The 19,206-nt window shown below is 40.1% G+C and carries 18 protein-coding genes and 1 pseudogene; all 19 read right to left on the reverse strand.

The annotated features are described in order from the left end of the window. Window positions 1-55: 55 nt before the first annotated feature. The 19 genes and pseudogenes from atpE to asp3 all read right to left on the reverse strand — a co-directional run bounded on the left by atpE (window position 56) and on the right by asp3 (window position 19,197). Window positions 56-268 (reverse strand): ATP synthase F0 subunit C, encoded by a 213-nt coding sequence (atpE, locus tag IAE45_RS13460; protein ID WP_005228705.1) that lies wholly within the window; start codon window positions 266-268, stop codon window positions 56-58. A 32-nt stretch (window positions 269-300) separates the two neighbouring features. Then, window positions 301-1,020, reverse strand: a complete 720-nt coding sequence (gene atpB, locus IAE45_RS13465; RefSeq protein ID WP_077452900.1) for a F0F1 ATP synthase subunit A — start codon at window positions 1,018-1,020, stop codon at window positions 301-303. Between the two features lie 293 nt (window positions 1,021-1,313). Next, window positions 1,314-1,772, reverse strand: coding sequence for an SsrA-binding protein SmpB (gene smpB, locus IAE45_RS13470; protein ID WP_008380870.1), 459 nt, complete (start codon window positions 1,770-1,772; stop codon window positions 1,314-1,316). Between the two features lie 15 nt (window positions 1,773-1,787). After that, complete coding sequence (gene rnr, locus IAE45_RS13475) at window positions 1,788-4,148, reverse strand: ribonuclease R (RefSeq protein ID WP_200126607.1); 2,361 nt, start codon at window positions 4,146-4,148, stop codon at window positions 1,788-1,790. A gap of 3 nt (window positions 4,149-4,151) precedes the next feature. Continuing rightward, the gene (locus IAE45_RS13480; protein ID WP_200126609.1) at window positions 4,152-4,904 is read right to left on the reverse strand and encodes an alpha/beta hydrolase; all 753 of its coding nucleotides are present in this window, start codon (window positions 4,902-4,904) and stop codon (window positions 4,152-4,154) included. A 123-nt stretch (window positions 4,905-5,027) separates the two neighbouring features. Then, window positions 5,028-5,264 carry a preprotein translocase subunit SecG gene (gene secG, locus IAE45_RS13485; protein WP_005228700.1) on the reverse strand — a complete coding sequence of 79 codons (237 nt, stop codon included), beginning with the start codon at window positions 5,262-5,264 and terminating at the stop codon, window positions 5,028-5,030. A gap of 156 nt (window positions 5,265-5,420) precedes the next feature. Next, window positions 5,421-5,693, reverse strand: coding sequence for a GNAT family N-acetyltransferase (locus tag IAE45_RS13490; RefSeq protein WP_005234370.1), 273 nt, complete (start codon window positions 5,691-5,693; stop codon window positions 5,421-5,423). A 17-nt stretch (window positions 5,694-5,710) separates the two neighbouring features. After that, on the reverse strand, window positions 5,711-6,667 hold the full coding sequence (locus IAE45_RS13495) for an alpha/beta hydrolase (protein WP_200126612.1): 957 nt from the start codon (window positions 6,665-6,667) through the stop codon (window positions 5,711-5,713). Window positions 6,668-6,811: 144 nt separating this feature from the next. Then, window positions 6,812-8,932, reverse strand: a complete 2,121-nt coding sequence (locus IAE45_RS13500; RefSeq protein WP_442784496.1) for a Cna B-type domain-containing protein — start codon at window positions 8,930-8,932, stop codon at window positions 6,812-6,814. Window positions 8,933-9,297: 365 nt separating this feature from the next. Continuing rightward, window positions 9,298-10,698, reverse strand: a pseudogene (locus tag IAE45_RS13510) (collagen-binding domain-containing protein); the annotation flags it as partial. A 660-nt stretch (window positions 10,699-11,358) separates the two neighbouring features. Continuing rightward, the gene (locus IAE45_RS13515; protein ID WP_241508673.1) at window positions 11,359-12,696 is read right to left on the reverse strand and encodes a hypothetical protein; all 1,338 of its coding nucleotides are present in this window, start codon (window positions 12,694-12,696) and stop codon (window positions 11,359-11,361) included. A 71-nt stretch (window positions 12,697-12,767) separates the two neighbouring features. Continuing rightward, window positions 12,768-13,151, reverse strand: a complete 384-nt coding sequence (locus tag IAE45_RS13520) for a hypothetical protein (RefSeq protein WP_140966013.1) — start codon at window positions 13,149-13,151, stop codon at window positions 12,768-12,770. Continuing rightward, window positions 13,148-14,164 carry a sugar transferase gene (locus IAE45_RS13525; protein WP_140966012.1) on the reverse strand — a complete coding sequence of 339 codons (1,017 nt, stop codon included), beginning with the start codon at window positions 14,162-14,164 and terminating at the stop codon, window positions 13,148-13,150. Before IAE45_RS13525 ends, IAE45_RS13520 begins: the two co-directional genes overlap by 4 nt. Continuing rightward, a complete protein-coding gene (locus tag IAE45_RS13530) occupies window positions 14,161-15,147 on the reverse strand; it encodes a helix-turn-helix domain-containing protein (RefSeq protein ID WP_140966011.1) in 987 nt (328 codons plus the stop codon). The genes IAE45_RS13525 and IAE45_RS13530 overlap by 4 nt, the downstream gene beginning before the upstream one ends. A 45-nt stretch (window positions 15,148-15,192) precedes the next feature. Further along, the gene (locus IAE45_RS13535) at window positions 15,193-15,384 is read right to left on the reverse strand and encodes a hypothetical protein (RefSeq protein ID WP_077452924.1); all 192 of its coding nucleotides are present in this window, start codon (window positions 15,382-15,384) and stop codon (window positions 15,193-15,195) included. Between the two features lie 48 nt (window positions 15,385-15,432). Further along, window positions 15,433-15,990 carry a hypothetical protein gene (locus IAE45_RS13540; RefSeq protein ID WP_200126614.1) on the reverse strand — a complete coding sequence of 186 codons (558 nt, stop codon included), beginning with the start codon at window positions 15,988-15,990 and terminating at the stop codon, window positions 15,433-15,435. 7 nt (window positions 15,991-15,997) lie between these two features. After that, on the reverse strand, window positions 15,998-16,846 hold the full coding sequence (locus IAE45_RS13545; RefSeq protein WP_140966009.1) for a hypothetical protein: 849 nt from the start codon (window positions 16,844-16,846) through the stop codon (window positions 15,998-16,000). Next, window positions 16,836-18,275: a glycosyltransferase gene (locus IAE45_RS13550; RefSeq protein ID WP_200126616.1), complete on the reverse strand. Its 1,440-nt coding sequence runs from the start codon at window positions 18,273-18,275 to the stop codon at window positions 16,836-16,838. The genes IAE45_RS13545 and IAE45_RS13550 overlap by 11 nt, the downstream gene beginning before the upstream one ends. A 16-nt stretch (window positions 18,276-18,291) precedes the next feature. Further along, on the reverse strand, window positions 18,292-19,197 hold the full coding sequence (gene asp3, locus IAE45_RS13555) for an accessory Sec system protein Asp3 (RefSeq protein ID WP_233619059.1): 906 nt from the start codon (window positions 19,195-19,197) through the stop codon (window positions 18,292-18,294). Between the last annotated feature and the right edge of the window lie 9 nt (window positions 19,198-19,206).

The raw sequence follows: 19,206 nt of genomic DNA on the forward strand, positions 1-19,206 counted from the left end.
TTAGAAAAAAGCAAAAACGAGTGCAATTGTTCGTTTCTGCCTTTTCGTGCTTGTCTTATCGGAAGACTAATAACAGCGCGATAACTACCCCTAGAATCGGTACAGCTTCGACTAGCGCTACCCCGATAAACATTGTTGAACGTAGTTGACCTGACATTTCAGGTTGGCGTGCCATTGATTCGATCGTTTTTGCGATTACTTGTCCGTTACCATACCCTGCACCAATTGCTGCTCCGATAATTGCTAATCCTGCTCCAATAAAGTTCATTCTTTTTTCCTCCTAATTGTATGTCGATTCGATTAATGTTCTGCCACGGTTTTGTGGCTCATAAATACCATGGTCAATGTAACAAATACATAAGCTTGGATCGCTCCAATAAAGAGCGAGAAGCCAATCCAGATCATTTCTAGCGGCATCACGATCGGCAATGACCACCAACCAAGACTAATAAACATGTTGGCAATCAATCCTAATAACACTTCACCAGCGAATATATTTCCATATAAACGCAAGCCTAACGTGATGACATTCGTAAATTCTTCGATGATTTTTAGTGGCAATAAAAAGCCCACCGGTTTCAGATACGAATTGATCAAGTAATTTTTGAAGCCCAACGACTTGATCCCAAAGAAATGTGTCAAGGAAATAACCATAAGTGCGAGTGTCAATGTAACAAACGGGTCTGCTGTCGGACTTTTCCATAAGGTAATGTCATCTGTCGTCACGATTTTCGTGACTAAGCCGATCTCATTTGCCACAAACACAAAAAGAAACATTGTTACACCGAGCAAATGAAAGTTGTTCACTTGAGATCCTGGTAGATTGTCCGCCACGATGCCACGAACAAAGTCAATGACCCATTCAATGAAGTTCTGCTTCCCTTTCGGTTTCATTTGCAAATTACGTGTACAAATAAAGACCACCAAAAAAACAATGATACAAGAAATGATTGTCATCATAGCTACAGTTCCATCAAACCATATAGGACCGATATGAAACATAAGCGATTTATCTTCCAATCTTTCTCACCTCTTTTCCTGTCATCTCCAGAAAAAAATCTGGTGTTACAATGCGTTTCCTCTCATAACAATCGGTATCATACCACCACGAATGGAAAATTTCAAAGCATTTTCAAGAAAATTAGACAAAAAACTCACAATGCTAAAAATCCTAAATTAAGTGAAAAATCCTCGTGTCGCTATGTGGAAGAAAAAGCCTATTAAATCAACAGCTTTCCCTTAAATGCTACCAAATTTAGCGTGATTTTCAAAGCAATAACCTCTGTCGGATTCTAAAAGAAGTTCTTAGAAAATTAGAAATTTCTAAGAACTCGGTCAATTTGTCTTTCCTGATCTTTGCGTTTTAAGGATTCTCGCTTATCATACTCGCGTTTTCCTTTCGCTAAACCAATCAAAACTTTGGCATAACCATCCTTGATATACACCTTTAATGGCACAATCGTCATACCAGTATTTTTTGTTTCGCCAATCAAACGAGCGATCTGCTTTTTGTGTAGCAACAGTTTTCTCGTCCGCAATGGATCGTGATTAAAAATGTTGCCTTGCTCGTAAGGACTGATATGCACATTGACTAAGAATGCCTCACCGTTACGAATGCGCACGAAGCCGTCTTTCAAATTGATCCGACTGTTGCGAATCGCCTTGATCTCGGTTCCTTGCAAGACGATCCCCGCTTCGATCGTATCGAGGATCGTGTAATCATGGCGGGCCTTTTTGTTTTGGGCGATTAATTTCCCTTCTCCTTTAGGCACGGGCCATCCCTCCAATTATTTTTTCTTGATTCCTTTATAAAAAGGTTTTTTCTTTTTCACTTTGCCAGCTTTTTTCGGCTTGCCTTTGCCTGATTGTTCAAACCGTTTCCCTTGGTTTTTCTCAGGGTTTCGTTGTTTTTTTCCACGGCGGTTCGCTTCATTTCTTTGATGGTTGCTTCGTTTGTTAGCTTTTGGTGCTTGCAGTTTTTCAACTTCTTCTGCTGCTACCAGTTCGAAATCAATCTCTCTTGTTTCTGGATCAGCCTTTACGACTTTGATGCGAACTTTCTGACCAATTTTAAAGGTCAAGCCTGTCCGTTCCCCCACAAGTGCTAGATGGTTTTCCAAATAATGGAAGTAATCTTGCTTCAAGTTATTGATATGGATCAGCCCTTCAATCGTGTTAGGCAATTCAATAAACAAGCCAAACTTGACCACTGAACTGATGATACCGTCAAACTCTTCTCCTACTTTATCGGCCATATACTCAGCTTTTTTAAGCGCATCGACTTCTCTTTCTGCATCGACTGCTCGTCGTTCCATTTGGGAGCTGTGCATCGCGATGTCCGGCAAGATTTCCGCCCATTTGTTTTGGTTGGCTTCAGAGACATCTTCACTGTAAGAACGAATCAAGCGATGCACGATCAAGTCGGGGTACCGACGGATCGGTGACGTGAAGTGGGTATAATCTTCCGCTGCCAAACCATAGTGACCGACGTTTTCTTCAGAATACTTCGCTTGTTGCATACTTCTTAGTAGCATCGTATTGACAACCATTGCCTCTGGCTTATCTGCCACATCTTCAACCACTTTTTGTAGTTGTTTTGGTGAGATCGAGCCATTGGTCTGTTTGACTACGATCCCTAAAGCAGACGCAAAATCAAAGAAGCGGCGCATTTTCTCTTCTTTTGGTTCCTCATGGATCCGATAAATAAATGGTAAGTGCTTTCGATTGAAATGGCGCGCCACAGTTTCATTGGCTGCCAACATGAAGGATTCGATCAATCGCTCGCCGACACCACGTTCTCGCAGAACGATTTCTTGTGGGTGTCCTTCTCCATCGACTAAGACTTTCGCTTCTCGGTCTTCAAAAGAAACTGCCCCACGTTTGATGCGCATCGCTTCTAACACGTGATGCAAGGCGGCCATATCATGGAACATCGGTACTAGTTCCGCATATTTTTTGGTGGTTTCTGGATCATTATCTTCAATGATTTGATTGACTGCTTGATACGTCATCCGGGCACTTGTTTGAATAATACTTTGGAAAATATTGTAATCCGTGACGATCCCCTCTTGATTGATCCACATTTCACAGCTCATGGTCAACCTTGGCACGTTTGGATTCAACGAACAGATGCCGTTTGATAAACGCTGTGGGATCATTGGAATCACTCGATCCGTAAGGTAGACACTCGTTCCCCGATCAAACGCTTCTTTATCCAATGCGCTGTTTTCGGTCACATAATAAGAAACATCGGCGATATGCACGCCCAAATAGAAGCTGCCGTCAGGCAATGCTTTTACCGTCACCGCATCATCCAAATCTTTGGCATCCGCTCCATCGATCGTTACGATCTGTTGATCTCGCAAATCCCGCCGTTCTGGAAAGTCAGCAGGATCGATCGTATCTGGGACTGCATCTGCCGCCGCTAAGGTTTCTTCCTCGAATTTTGTGGGAATCCCGTTCGCCACGACGATCGACAATATATCCATTCCAGGATCGTTTTTATGTCCTACAACTTTCGTGATCAACCCCTCTAAGCTTTTCGAATAACCTTTTTCTGGGTAATGGCTGATTTCAACGATCACAATGCTACCATCTACAGGTCGAATCCCTTGAGCGCCAATAAACACCTTTAATTCACTTAGTTTTTTATCTTTAGGCTGAACTACGCCATATAGATCCGACTCTTCGATCTCTTTTTCGTCAAATAATGTAAACTCGCCGACCAACTGACTGATGGCCCGTTGTTTGATTTCTACGACTTTCCCCTCTGCACCACGATCTGAGAAAGGATCGGCAACATGCACGATGTCTACAGCAACGGTATCGCCGTCCATGGCATAGCCTGTTGCTTCTTTAGGGATATAAATATCGTCTTCTTCTTCATCCAACGTGACAAAACCGAAGCCCCGCTCGTTGGCTCGGAAAGTCCCTTCCACAAATACACGTTTCATGGGTAATTTCACTTTGCCTTTTTTGTTAAAAATCACACTGCCTTCTCGTTCCATCGCTGCTACTGTCTGGACAAGATTCTTAAAGTCTGTGCTTTTTTGAAGTCCTAGACCTTCAGCAATTTCTTCCATTGAAAAGCTTTTTTTGCGGCTTTCTTCGAGAAACTGAATGATTTTTGTTTTAATCGTTTCTGTCATAACTCACTCTTTCCAAGCAAGTGTTTCTAAGAAAGCAAACACATCCTGCTCTAATTTTTTCCGTTCTGGTCCAACGGTCACCACATGACCGCTTTCGGGATACCATTGAAGCGTATAGGGAACATGGGACAGTGCCCCTGCTGTTTTGAAAACTGTCTGTGGATCGATCATTTGATCCTTTCCTGCTTGCGCCAGGAAGATTGGGCGCTTGATTTTTCCTAAATACCCAGCTGTGGTTTGTCCGACTGTTTCGATGCCTTGTAGCTGTTCTCTGACCTTACGAGGGACTTCTGCCAATATTTCTTTTTGGGTCGCCTCGTCTAAATCAGCATAGGGTATGACCATTTCAGCATACTTTTCAAAATTGACTGGCACTTCATTCTTGGTTTCAAATAATGGCGAACAAAACAGTCCGCCCCCCATCAATGTTGGATCTTGGGTCAAACGATCCATCGCTAAAATCCCACCCATGGAAAGTCCCAGAACAGCAACGTCCTCATAGCCTTTTTCTTTCACATAAGCAACTGCATCCGCAGCATCCTGCTGCCAAACAGCCATCCCTTGATTTAAGATATCATCTGGATTCGGTGTACCATGTCCAGTAAACATCGGTGTATAAACCGTGTAGTCTTTTTGTTCTAACGAACGACAAAGCATGCGCACATCGTTAGGACTGCCTGAATAGGCATGGAACAAAATGACCGCTCGTTTGCCGTGTTCAGCAAAAACCGGTTTTGGTTGATTAAATGTTTTCATGTTTCCTTTCACCTCACGTCCAATTCTACCATAGTTAGCAAGAATACTTCGACAAATGCGATCAAAATCTTCCCCTTAAAAAGAAAAAAACCTCTCTTTACGAGAGGTTCGCTAACAAAGTGATTAGTTTGATGAAAGAAAAGCCAAAATAAAGAGCAAGACCATCCAAACAAAACCTAAAATGGCCGTTGAACGCTGCATCACCGCTTCAAATCCACGGGCTTTTTGCTTACCAAACAATTGATCTGCACCGCCGGTAAAGGCACTAGCTGCACTATTTTGCTTGCTAGGCTGCATCATGATCGTAATGACCATTAAAATCGAAATAACGATCACAGCAGTTAATAAGATGTTATACACGTTAGCTCCTCCTTGCTTGCTAAAGTCGTCCTTTCCATTTTAGCATTTTCCGCTGGAAATTACTACTCTCTTTTTGTCATTGCCCGTTGCATGATGGTTTAAAAAAAGACTGTCCTTTCTGACAGCCTTTTTCTCATAGATTGCTTTTCGTTCAAATCAGCGAACCAGTACGTCATCGTACTCTGGTTTCTCTTTAAACTCCTTGACCGCAAAAGAGCAGACAGGCATAATTTTTTTCTCTTCCCGTCGTGCTTTTTCAACAACTGCTTTGAGTAACTTTTGCGCCAATTGCTGTCCGCGATAATCAGGGTTGACGAAGGTGTGGTCTACTTCTAGCACATCATCTGGCGTTTCTTGCCATGTGATCTCTCCGATTTCTGTTTCTCCATCATACAAAGCAAAACGCTTGTTTTCTTCTTTTATTTCCATTGTATTCTCCCTTTCTATCAGACAATGTCTGTATTTTGTTTGCTATTCTCAATAAATTGCAAAACGGTTGGCCAATATTCTGGTGCGTCTTTAACTGCCTGTAAATGTCCCATACTGGGAAAAAGGACTTTTTGTTTCGGACCAGCCGTTGCCTCCATTAAAGTATTGATTTCTTTTTCAGAAAGAAACGTATCCTTCTCTCCTTGTAAAAACAGCACAGGTAAATGGTTGCTGCCGACTTGTCGGGTCACTGAGATTTGTAGGAAGGGGTAGCCAACTAGGTGTTTACTGTAACGATTGGCTAATCGCAAAAAGCGCTTGACGGGTAACCGAGAAAATTGCGGTAGACTTGCCCGAATGGCACTGTAAACGGACGTGTAACTGCTGTCTGAGATCAACCCCGTCACTTGCACCGGCATGACTTCTCCACTGGCCAGCAGCAAAGTCGCCGCCCCCATTCCCAAACCATAGAGGAAGATTTGGGTTTGGGGGTCTTTTTCCAAAATCTTATCGACCCACAAAAGCAGGTCCATCCGATCTAGCCACCCTAAGCCGATCTCTTTGCCTTCACTGCGGCCATGTCCACGCAAATCAGGAACTAAAACATTGTAACCCGCAGCCCAGAATTTCTCGGCCGCCTCTTGACAGTCTGCTTGCCCATCACTGCGATACCCATGCAAGCAAATCACCCATGTTTTAGCACACTGATCGAAGACTTCTGCTCTCAAGATCAGATCATCGGTGGTCGTTACCGTACATTCCGAACCTTGTGCCCAAAAAGCCGAACTGCTTTTTGCGATCCGCTCTTTATATGGAATCCCCAGTTTCTTTCTGCCTTCTTTTTCATACCATTCATTGTTACGCATAATAATTGCCGAAACAAAATAGCGTACGCCCTTTTTCATCACAGACGTGCGATATACATAGTACACCAAAAAAATAAAAATAAGCAGTAGTAGCAATAGCCAAACCATAGGATCCCCCCTTCATTTTAGTTTACCATTTACACCGGTTTTCAGCCAAAGTTTTGTCGCAAGTCTTAAATAAGTCCTATACTTTTTTAAGAAAAAATCTTTGTACTGACTTCTAGCGAAGGAGCAGTACAAAGATTTGTTTGGTTAAATATGTTTCTGTTTATAGAATAGGAAAGCAATCATGGTGAGTAAGATACCTCCAAGAACACTTAGTTCATAAGAGGATTCCTCGTTTGTCTTAGGTAATCGTTTTTCATTATCTGTCTGTGATGACTCTGTCTGGTTCTTTTTGTCATCCAGCTTTTGCTCGGCGTATCTGGCTATTTTTTTCGGTTTATCAGACTTGTCAGAAGGGGTTGGTACTTTGGGACCGCTAGGATCATTCGGTGTCTCAGGCGTTCTCGGCGTTTTTGGTTCGACATAAGTATTGATCAAATCATAGCCATGGACATCTGACTTGTATCCTTTGACAGCCACTTCTTGAATGCTATAGGTGTAAGCTTGACCTTTCGCATCATATTTTGGCAGATTGTCAAAACGATAGCTCCAGTCCCCTTGGTGATCTGCTTTTACGACTTGCTTGGCGATTTCTTTACCGTTTCGTACCAGCTTGACAGTAATGCTTTCTGGTCTTGTTTCGAATTTATTATCGTAGTCATTCCATGTCTTCGTTCCGGCTACTTCTGTCGTTTCAGTATTGTGGTACGTGTTGACTAGGTCATAGCCATTTACTTTAGTGGTGTATCCTGACACTTTTTCTTCTTGGATCGTGTACTTGTATGCTTGACCTTTTTCATCATACTTAGGCAGATTGTCAAAGCGATAGGTCCAGTTCCCTTGGTGATCTGCTTTTACGGTTTGTTTGTCAATCTCTTTACCGTTTTGCATTAAGTCGACAGTGATGCTTTCTGGGCGGGTATTGAACTTGTTGTCATAGTCATCCCATGTCTTTGTTCCGGCTACGTCTGTCGTTTCGGTATTACTGTAGGTGTTGACTATGTCATAGCCGTTTACTTTAGTGGTGTAACCTGGCACTTTTTCTTCTTGGATCGTGTAGGTGTACTCTTTTCCTTCGGCATCATATTTAGGCAGATTGTCAAAGCCATAGGTCCAGTTCCCTTCTTTATCTGCTTTTACAATTTTTTCTGCGTATTTTTCGCCGTTTCGCATCAGCTTGACAGTGATGCTTTCTGGGCGGGTGTTGAACTTGTTGCTATAGTCATTCCATGTCTTTGTTCCAGCTACGTCTGTCGTTTCGTTGTTACGATAGGTGTTGACTAGGTCATAACCATTGATTTCAGTGGTGTAACCTGGCACTTTTTCTTCTTGGATCGTGTACTTGTATGCTTGACCTTTTTCATCATACTTAGGCAGATTGTCAAAACGATAGATCCAGTTGCCTTCTTTATCTGCTTTTACGGTTTGCTTGTCAATCTCTTTACCGTTTTGCATTAAGTCGACAGTGATGCTTTCAGGGCGGGTGTTGAACTTGTTGTCATAGTCATTCCACGTCTTCGTTCCCGATACTGCCGTTGTTTCGGTGTTACGATAGGTGTTGACTAGGTCATAGCCTTTGATTTCAGTGGTGTATCCTGACACTTTTTCTTCTTGGATCGCGTAGGTGTAAGCTTTTCCTTCGACATCATACTTAGGCAGATTGTCAAAGCGATAAGTCCAGTTGCCTTGGTGATCTGCTTTTACGATTTGATCGTCGATTTCCTTATCATTTCGCATCAGCTTGACAGTGATGCTTTCAGGGCGGGTATTGAACTTATTGTCATAGTCATTCCATGTCTTTGTTCCGGATACTTCTGTCGTTTCGGTGTTACGATAGGTGTTGACTAGATCATAGCCGTTTACTTTAGTACTATACCCTTCAACAGGTGTTTCTTGGATTGTGTAATCATAAGTCTGACCAGATTCGTCAGTTGTCGGTAGGTCCGTAAATTCATAATGCCATTCCCCCTCTTTATTTGGGGTAACCGTTTTTGTTTGGAACACTTCACCGTTTTGCAATAATTGAACCGTAATACTTGCCGGACGGGTATTAAATTTGTTGTCATAATCGTCCCACGTTTTGGTCCCGCTGATTGTCGTTGTATCAAAAGAAAGCAATTGATTCATGGCAGCTAGTTTAATAGTCGGCACGATTGTTTCATTTGCTTGCAGATCCCAGCGATGGGTTTCTGCGTTGACCAATACTGTATCAGCAATGATACTGCCGTCAACATTTTGATGGACATCGACTGTATCACCAACAGCCAAGATGGTTCCTTGGAAGGGACTATTAATCGAAATCGTTTGGCCCTCTGATTGGCCAACAAAATTCCATAAGATACAGCATCATCAAACTCTTCTGTTTCATGGCTATTACGAGACGTACCATCTGTATATTCTAGTTTGATTTGCGACTTGATATTAACGGTACTTGCTCCTTCGGTATCCACATTGATGAGCACAGGAGACGTGCCTTTTGTCAGCCCTTTGATAGTAATCGGCGTATCTTTTTCTAATTCTGTTTTTGAAAGAGAAACAACTACCTTTTGGTCTTCTTTCGCAATTGGATCTTCTGAAAAGGAGATGGGTTTCGTATCAATCAGGTAGCCGTCTGGCGCCTCCGTTTCCACAAAGGAATACTCTCCCTCTGGAAGATCCGTTTCGATTACTTGTCCATCATCATTAGTGACCTCTTCATCAACCTCTTTATGTGTCTTTTTATTTTGAAGTTCGTAAACACCATCATCAAGTGGCTTTCCTTGTTCGTCTGTTAAGGTCAAAACAACCTCTTGAGTATCATTTTCAGCACTGGCAGTATCAATGACTCGCTGATTATTATCAGTAAAGTCCTTGGTTACACCGGGTGTTTGTGGATAAGCTCCCAGCCTTTCTGACGTCGCCTGTAACGTTGAAAATACCTTTTCAAAATCTATATACGGTTCACTTACGGAGGGATCTTGAAAAACTTCGGAAGTTTTCAAATGATCCATTCTCTGACCATTTACAAAAACGGCAGGCTGTTGATTTTGATCTGCTAAATCTACTGTGACTGATGGACCAAAAACAACTTTGTTTTTTCTACTATCCGTTCCTGACACAAAAGAAGAATTTGCAATCGTATTGACCTTTTGAATGTAATTGATTTCTGTTGCCAACGAACCATCCTGAATACTGGTTCCAAAATTGACATTTCCATTTAGTTCTCCCACTGCTAAGTTTCCATTTGTATGGGTATTTAGCGTCGCATGGTTAGCAAAAATATGAAAATATTGGGCTTCTCCCAGAAGGGCGTCATCAACTTCAGGAACATCATTTTTAAAAATGCCGCCACTTGAAAGTTGTGAAGCTGCTGGTGCACTTACTTGGGTATCAGGTGTTGATTCTATTGCTGTTGATGCAGTATTTGACGCCGTTTGCTGTTGTGACTCGCTACTTGTTGTTACAATCTGTTTTTCAGAAGCCTCTGTTTGATCCTGATTATCAGAAAGTACGGCTTCGGTACTCGTTGCTTCTGTGGATTGATTTTCAGGTAGAACAACTGCTACATCGGTTGCGTTGATGAGGTCTTCTTTCACTTGACCCTTTTCTTCATCTGTTTGAAGAAACGCTGATTTGATTGTCAATGTTTGAAGACTTTTAGTTTGAAACGTTAGCGTCATTTGACTAAAGGAACTGCTAGCAGTTTCTTCTATCAACTGCTGTCTTTGCGAATCATATGTAAAGTTCGTGCCGCTGCTTTGGATTGATTCCGGCAAAATCGTTTGTTCCCCTTCACTCAAGCTGAATGCCAGTTGATTAGCTGCTGCTTGTTGGTTTTTTTCAACTTGGATTCTCCAAGTGATCTCCCCTGTGGTAGGATCTGGTAATGAGGTCACTTGCGCTGTGCCTTTTTCGTTCTGAAATAGGACTGTTTTGGTGCTTCCCTCGGTGTTTGCATGAGCTGTAACGACTGGTAACAATGGCGTCACATACGACATGACAAGCAAGGATAACATGAAAATTGGGTAAGCTATTTTTTTCACATAAGTAAGCATTTTTCTTCCTCCAAACAACAAATTTTACTCAGGTGATTATCCTAATCGGAAAAAAGACAAAATGCAAAATACCTCAAAGTTTGTTTATGTGAAAAAAATGAAAGCAAGAATCATAAAATGATTCTTGCTCTCAGGAGAACTTGTGAAAATGAAATAGAATTTCTTTAGTTTTAAAAAAGAGCAGAACAATTTCTTCATGATAAATACTCAAAATCAAGAAAGAATCTTTTGTTTGTGATAAAAGTTCTTTCATTTAAAACTCTTGAGCAACAGCAGTGATTAGCAACTCGTTAAAATTTCACTAGTCAAAAAATAATAATTGTAAATAAAAAATGAAAATTTTCATAAACAATCATATTATTTTCATTTTCGATTACAAAAATTTTAGCAGATTCTTTAAAATCTTACTGTTATTTTCTCTCTATTTATAAGTTCTCTTAATTTTTACTGTACAAAGAAACGTCTTTATCATTTTTGGGACTGATTACTCAGAATTGATTCTTCAGTCCCAAATTTGATTTTGCCTAACACATCAATCTCAATGAGAGAAAGATTTTATTGCGCAGTCTGATATTCTGATATTGTAAAAAAGCTGTCCATTTGGAAAAAGGAATGGTTATCGTTGTTTGCAGAAGATTCACTTTTTCTTTACCAAATTGACTACTCTTTATCGTTGTTGATCAAGAAGTCGAGCAATTCAGACTGTTCCGCAAAAATTGCTTCTACTGATAAGCTTCTATTATGACTCTTTTGCTTGGTAGCTTCTGGCAACTCAGCATCAATTTGGTTAGTTGCTGATTCGATGGCCTTCTCGACTGGTAAAGGTTCTGCATTCACTTTCGTCTCTAAACCGTCTGGCTTCATTGGAAATGGACTGTTATCTTCAAAGTGATCCGTCGAAGCATTCAGTTGACTTTTCCAGAACAACTCCCCAAAGAGATACACACCAAGAGCATTTTTATTGTTAAATACTTTACAAGATAGCCCCATCTTGATGAGTGTCTGATTTACTGTGTTTTCGTTGATCGCTGCTGAAGGAATATCTCTGACTAGAATTGTATCAGCATATTGAATATCTTGATCACTATTTACATACTCAATCAATTGATCTGTCAAAGCAGTCGTCTCTTTACTAACGATTTCAGTTAAATCTATTGTCTGACGTCCATTGATCGTCACAATAAATGGATTGTTTTTCTTAGCTGTGACAAGCATATCGTAGACGACGCCATGATCCAGCTCAAAGATTGGTGCCGGATGATTCCCTTCATTTTCTTGATAAGCTTGTACCACGTTGCCTGCCAATTCATACAAGCCGTCTGCGACTTTTGAACTTTTGATTAGTTCTCCATTTTCGTAGCTGTCACAAGTGAGAGAATGATCATTGATTTCAATGACATAGGTCAACCCAGCAAGGATTTCTTCCACGCCTAACATCAAATGAATATCATTTCGTTTGCTTTCAAAAACTGTGGCTAGAGATTTGGGAATCAGCTTTACTCGCTCGATACGAATCCGATAGTGAGTGCCATCAACAACGGTCTCGAATTCATCCGCCAGTTGTCTCTCAATGTCAGCAAGCCGGTCAAAACTTTCTGTTGCTACTCCAAGGCATAATGAACAGCTAAAGCAATCCTCTGCAATTTCGGTAAAAAGTGAGGGGCTTTTCTCTACTAAATAAGAGAGTATCGTTTTGATATATGTCTTAAATTTTTGATCTCCGAGAGTTATCAACGGATTCCCAAATGTTTGGTAGGCTTCCGATCGTCGACTATACAACCTGTCGAGTCCCCAAGTAATTTCTTTCTCGCTGCCCTCGAGAAGAATTCGTTTCCCTATTTTGTTTTTTAGGTAGATCGGTTCATTATTTTTTCCTAAAAGATATTGTAGATTATTTTTTTTGACTTCTGAGTAAACAGAACTTCTGACATCTTGATAACCGTAGCCAACAACGCCTACTCGAAATTCATCAATGTCTAACGCAATGATTTTGTTCACACTAATCCCCCTAACTTCCCTATTGATCATGACTTACAGCTTTCCATACCATCCTATTGACGCTTCATTCTCTATTCTCCTGTCACTTCTTGGATAAAGAATGCATTGGACAGTTCCTGAATTCTCTCCCTTTGCTCATTGACTTCTGCTTCTAAAAACAACAAATCGCTGAAAATAGCTTTTGTATTACGGATATGCCGTAGAAGTTCATTAGTTTTGACCAGCTGTATGTCAATTTTTTGACATAGCTCTCTCAACTCATCTTGGCTATTCTTTAAGACAAAAAGATCGCGATACCCAATGACTGACTGTTTTTTTTCTAAAATCATCTGTTGTAACTGTGCAATTTTCCTATCTCGTTGTTCGATCGCTTGTTTCAAATCGGCCAGCATCTGGTCTAGCTCGCTGATTTGAACGATTGCGGATAACTTCTTTGTACTCATCGATTGTTTCATGCTTGACTTGCTCCTTTGCTTAGGAGTATTTTCACTTCTGAATCCATCAGTGCCGTTCTAGTAAATATTCCTGATTGCAGTAAACAACTAAATGAAAGAACATTATTTTTTATCCGCAGCAGCTCTTCATCTGTTAACTCACTTAATTGATGATCAATGTCTTCAATCGCGTTGATAGTAATGCCAAGTTCCAGTTTCTGTACCATCTCTGCTATAGCTGCTTCTTTCCATACAATGACAGGGATTCCCAACGAGAGATACAACGAGATTTTGTGCGGGGCATTATACTTCGTATATTGTTGGTAGTCACCACCATCAGGCAACTTATCATCCCACGCAAGTCCGAAACTACTTTTCTCCATCCTACGAACCAGTTCTTCTTGCTCAAAAACACCACAATAATGAACATTTGGACCAAATTGACTGTCGTTTTTATCGCCGTATACAAGTATTTCCGTGTGATTGGGCCACTTCTGTAGAAAACGGGTTTTTGCCAAATTTCCTGCAAAGACAACACGTTTTTCTGGTCTTTCATGACTGACACTAACTCCCTGGTGCTGATAGTCGAAAAATGGTTTTTGGACCATTTTCCGTGTCACGCCTCTTTCGACTAGTGCTACCTGCATAGCTTGGCTATGAACGATTAATAATGTAGCTTCATTGAAAAGAGCAGATTCATCAAAATCGACTTTTCCACGCAACATCTCGGCATCATGGATAAATAAGATCGTGTAAATCCCTCTTTGTTTCATTCTTTGTAAAAACAACCGATCAAAATGGGCTCCGTTATAACTTGGATATTGATAGACCACGATATCTTCATAAGCGACACCAGCTGTAATGCCATCAATCCTTGACATAAGTGCATAATCATCTTCATTCTCATCGATATAACGATAAATATATAAAGGCTGATAATCCATCCCATTGGCAATGTGATAAACATCTACTTTCGCTTTTTTGACTGAATCTGCTGCATTCGATTCAATGATCGTCGTCACCCACCGATTCACGCTTGCCCCATCTCCTTTTCCATCATTGCCCGCACAAACATCACTTCATCTTTTGGTAAGCACCATTCTGCCCCCTTCAAATTTTTAGAAAACAGTTGTACAGCTGGATCTTCTTGGGCAGTATTCCTTGTAAGCAGCAGATATTTGACTAGTTTTAGAACTGTCTGATTATAGACATCAATATGCCAATGCTCTTCCATTAAACGACTTGCATGTTGAAGCAATTGAACCGCATCATCACATCGTTGGATGTCTACCAAGCATTCTGATAAATCTAGTACGGCGCCTACCAAGACTGGCCGCAGCTCCGTAAAATCAGTCGAATTTATTTTCTTTAAAATGCAGCTCTCTAATAAAAAAATTTGTTTTTCTAAAGATGAAGCGTGCAAGCCATAGCGCTGTTTGATGCGTAATGTAGCTAAATATAAAAGGCTGTCAAATAATGTATAAAAATCAGTTCCCAGAAAAAATGTTTCAAGCATTTCTAAACTTGCATCCGGGACTTTCTGGTTCATACAACCAAATACGAGGTCAGAATAGGCTAACATAAGTTTAAACATCGTATTATCCTCAGTAGAGGAGCGAAATTTTTCTAACTCTTTTCTGACTTTCATAAAGGTAACAAACATGTCCTCTTTCGTTGATAAAGAGCTATAAATCAATACACTTAATAGATGAAGTTGTTCATCTGTTGACATTGCAAACATGTCTAACAATTCGGTATCAGATATGCTCAACATTTTCTTGATGCCAACAACCAATTCGAAGGGCAAGTCGATCTCATATTGTACCCATCTATAGTACCGTGAGCGAGATAACCCAATCTTTCTTTCAAAAGATTTCACAGATAGTCCTTTACATTTGCGTATCTCTTCTAATTTCTCGCGATCAATATTGACAGCAACGACTGATGTATCAGGTATCTTTAAGTCTGGGTTGATCGTGCTAATTAATCGACAAACGCTTAGTAATCTAGTTTCCATATTTTTCAAATCCTTTTTTCTAAAATGCAGGACCTATTTTTATTCTTACTTCTGTAATGCTTCCAATAAAGAATAAACCAACGATCCAAGGATCACGATCGACATAACTAAGGAAAGCACGATGGTGATCGCTTTGCCCTTTTTCTTTTCTTCTGAGTGATTTCTTACGTTTTCTCGTTCTTCTTGAAATCCCGCTTGAATCGTTTTTTCTAGCTGATTATTCGCCAACGATATCACCTCTTCCAGTTTATTTTCGGCAAACACCTATGAAGAAAACTGGTTTATCTATTGGTTATGATCGACTGCCAGTTGTAGTGACTCACTCACTTCTGAAACATTTTCTACTGGTTCATTTTCGTTTGTAGCTATCTCATTCACTACCTCTGCTACTTCCACTGCTCGAAGCTCATCAATCAGCTCTTGACTCAATTGATTCACATCGTTATCTTGTCTTTCGACGGTTGAGGTTAACCGATCAATGATCTGCTCGGTTTCATTCAAAAAATAGGTTCGAAGCATTTGCTTTTCAACCTCATAAGCAGAAAAGAGCTTCTCATAAATCATTTGTAATTTATTTTGCTCCTCCTGCTGCTGCTCAAAAGATGCATTGAATTGTTTTTTTAACGTTTGGATCACATTTAGATCGATGTCGTTTTCTGGCTGATTCATCATTGCTTTCATTTCTTGATTGATTTGAATCAACTGATCAATCAATTCGTTTTGATGAGCAAAAAGTTTCTTTGCTTCCTCTTGTTCCTTCTCAAAAGTGAGCATGGACCCACTGTTCTCTTTTATTAACAACTTAATTTGCTCATACAATTCAGTGGCTTTCATTTTTTTCATTTTGTCTTCATCCTTTCAACACAACTTTGTCCATGCATACATTTTTGTTTGCCAACAACTGATAATTCTTTTGATCGACTTCTACCTTATGAATATAAGGAATGCGGTCATCTAAAATACTCATTAAGTTCCCTTTGATATTCCCTTTGCCATCAAGCGGCGATTCTTCCAGATAAAGTGTATTTATTGAGTTGGTTTTTGCTAGAGAAAATAATTCTAATCCCATGTACGAAATGCCAACTGTATCATTTTCTGTTAACTGGAAAGCTAACTGATCCCGAATGAAATCAAGTGTTGTGTTAAATTTTTGAGTTACCTTGAATGTTTCTGTATCACGAGTCGTGACCAAATTGATGGTGCCTTGATAAAAGTAGTAATTCAAGATGCTCTGTTGCTGATCATTGAAAAAAGCAATCTCTTGGACCTGGTCATTACAGTAATAAATAATTGAGAACAATTTCCCATCTGCGGCATATTCTTCAATGAAATCTGTCGTGCCATCAGGATAAAAGTAGCGAACTTCTTTCACATGTCTTCTAGTCATTGGATACAAGCTCACTTTACCTACTTCATCTCCATCAGTGATCAACGAAATGGTCCGATCCTCGTTCATATAAACTTCTGTACAATATGCTGTTGGTACTTGGTTAAAAAACAGAAAGGCTTCTGGATCGTGACTGCGCTGTGTCACTTGATCTAAAATATTGATTCCCTGCAATGCTTCTTTTTGGAGCATTGCTTGGAAATTTGGACTCGGTGAGATGGACAACACCTGACTTCCTTCTTTGATTCGTGATTTTTGTGCCATCCAAATTCGGTCATTTGGTCGGATCACGGTGACTAATTCATAATGCATCGATCAACTCACTCCATTTCTCTGCAATTATCGCGTCTTGAAACATTCGGACAGACTTGCGGGTATTGGCTTTAAGTTGGTTTAAATCAGAAGCAGTCAACTGACGAATGCCATCTGTTAGTTGCTGAATAGTATAGGCTTCATCAGTTCTAGAAAAATCTTTCAAATAACCATTGACTCCTTCTTTGATCAACTCCATGGCCCCAAAACGAGCCTTGAAGGTTACAATTGGCAATCCTGCATTTAAAGCTTCAATATAAGTCAATCCGAAACCTTCTGAAAAAGAACCAGAGATAAATGCATCATAATCAGGATATACTTCATTGATTGCATGAGAATGCCCTTTTAACCGAATGTACTCTTCTGCATTCAACTCCTTGATCACTGCTTTTAACTTACCTTCTTCTCCCCCTTGACCATAGATATCTAAAGAGATCGTTGGATATTCTTTTTTTGCTGCAGCAATTGCCCGCATCACAAGATCAATGTGCTTTTCAGATGCCAAACGAGAGACCGTCACAAACTTCTCTGCCTGTTGTTTGCCTATTTCAAATGAGTCTTCTGTCATATCACGAATCCCTCCCACCGGGATCGTGACAACTTTTTGAGATTCGTTTGGAAAGTCGATCAACAAATCTTGCCTTTGCAATTCTGTCGCAACAACGATATGAGCGACTTGTTCCAAATGTGTCAAAGCAAATTCATAGTAATTGTTCCAAAGAGGTGCGCTAGCTACGTCACGATCAGATAAATGATCGGCATGAACAATCTCAATCAATTTGATTTCCGGAGGACAATGATCATACAAAGCAGCCTCGCTTTCCTCCCCCCGATCAATGATGATACTTTTGGTTTCTGGGAATTCTTCTATCAGTTGTTTAAAGAAAAATCGCTGCAATAAGACCTCATTTCTAAAGAAACGATGTTTGCCTTTGAAAGCAAACAAATGAATATTCGTCATTACTCTTCCTCGATGCGGATCATTTTGGTAACTGTACATGATTTTTCTTTGATTCGTTCGATAGTCAAAGATCTCTACCCGATAATCCGAAACTAGCAGTAAGCCTTCTTTTTTTCGACTAGGAGATTTTTCCATATGCTCTACGATTTTTAATCCTGAGGATGTGATAGTTTCTTTGACTCTATGTGTGTTCGTAGCATCTACTAAGAGATCTTGTTGTGCAGTAAAAACTGCTTTAGCCCCTTTCCTTAAATAATCACCTTCTAGTGCAAAATACTCCCACATGGAGATGACTTTATCATCTGGTATTTTCCAAGCTGCCATGGCTTCATGGAGATTCTTCACTAATTCCATAAAAATATACTTATAGGGAATTCTTTTTCTATCAAAACAAGCAGCACGATAGAACTGTGCATGTTCCACACCAGAATTGCCAATCCCCATTGCTTTATTTACAAAAAAATTCATGATGTCCCCCTCTTTATTAGGTTGATTTCTTCCTGTTTTCTTTTACATTCTCTAAAACTTTTAGTGCCCTTTGATTAAGTACGATCTTTTTTTGCAAACGATCCATAAGCTCGGGTGCTTCAGTTTCTTCATTTGGCTTTGCAAATAATAAAGCTAATACAGAAAAATCTTCTTGGTAACAAGATTCCAGCAGAGAAAAATTTTGTCCCATTTTAAGGTTGATTTTTTCGGGACTGTCGCTTCGCTGGTAGATTTCTTCAAGTAATGCCTCCAAGTACGATGATGCAGCCTTAATATCCGGTTCAACAAACAATCCTGCTTCAAAATCTGAAAGTGCATATTCTTTGACATAGCTGTTCTGTTTTTCAAATACGACCGATAATGCAGCATGTTTCTCAACCAGCGGTGTAACCGCAACAACGCTGGTAGCTATGTTTGAGCCTTCGTTTGCTCCAGTGTCTGCATTTATAGGAACCACTTCAAATGCTTGATTCTCCTTAGTGGATAAAACCAATTCCTTAAAAAGAATCTCTTGATGCTTTTTATTTACCATATGAATCTGGTAATCAGTGGCACCTTTGGGAAAGAGAAAACATTCCTGGTTTGTTTCGAAGACTAGTTTTTCAAGAAAAAACCCATCTTTATCAAAAAATTCCATCAATAGCTGTACTGCTTCCTCACGATCGAATTCAGCATGAAGTGTTAACTCGTACTTGTGTCCCGGCAGTAACATAGGCAGCATTGGTGATTTCCGACTAATATGAAATTCTGTTTTCGAATACCAAGATTTAATACTGACGCCGGGAGGCATCAAAGGAGAAGAATAAGAGACCTCCCCAGAGGGCATATAAGCTATTTTTGCGCCATAATTATAATTGTCATTAAAGTCGATCCCCCACTTGATACGATATAAACTATTCATCGACTCCCT

Source organism: Enterococcus sp. S53 (assembly GCF_016516865.1).
Lineage (GTDB): Bacteria > Bacillota > Bacilli > Lactobacillales > Enterococcaceae > Enterococcus_D > Enterococcus_D innesii.

Excerpts from the sequence above, each read along its gene's own strand:
- atpE (WP_005228705.1), bottom strand. The coding sequence starts at position 268 with ATGAACTTTATTGGAGCAGGATTAGCAATTATCGGAGCAGCAATTGGT.
- rnr (WP_200126607.1), bottom strand. The coding sequence starts at position 4,148 with ATGACAGAAACGATTAAAACAAAAATCATTCAGTTTCTCGAAGAAAGC.
- IAE45_RS13480 (WP_200126609.1), bottom strand. The coding sequence starts at position 4,904 with ATGAAAACATTTAATCAACCAAAACCGGTTTTTGCTGAACACGGCAAA.
- IAE45_RS13490 (WP_005234370.1), bottom strand. The coding sequence starts at position 5,693 with ATGGAAATAAAAGAAGAAAACAAGCGTTTTGCTTTGTATGATGGAGAA.
- IAE45_RS13495 (WP_200126612.1), bottom strand. The coding sequence starts at position 6,667 with ATGGTTTGGCTATTGCTACTACTGCTTATTTTTATTTTTTTGGTGTAC.
- IAE45_RS13520 (WP_140966013.1), bottom strand. The coding sequence starts at position 13,151 with ATGAAACAATCGATGAGTACAAAGAAGTTATCCGCAATCGTTCAAATC.
- IAE45_RS13530 (WP_140966011.1), bottom strand. The coding sequence starts at position 15,147 with ATGGAAACTAGATTACTAAGCGTTTGTCGATTAATTAGCACGATCAAC.
- IAE45_RS13540 (WP_200126614.1), bottom strand. The coding sequence starts at position 15,990 with ATGAAAAAAATGAAAGCCACTGAATTGTATGAGCAAATTAAGTTGTTA.
- IAE45_RS13545 (WP_140966009.1), bottom strand. The coding sequence starts at position 16,846 with ATGCATTATGAATTAGTCACCGTGATCCGACCAAATGACCGAATTTGG.
- IAE45_RS13550 (WP_200126616.1), bottom strand. The coding sequence starts at position 18,275 with ATGAATTTTTTTGTAAATAAAGCAATGGGGATTGGCAATTCTGGTGTG.
- asp3 (WP_233619059.1), bottom strand. The coding sequence starts at position 19,197 with ATGAATAGTTTATATCGTATCAAGTGGGGGATCGACTTTAATGACAAT.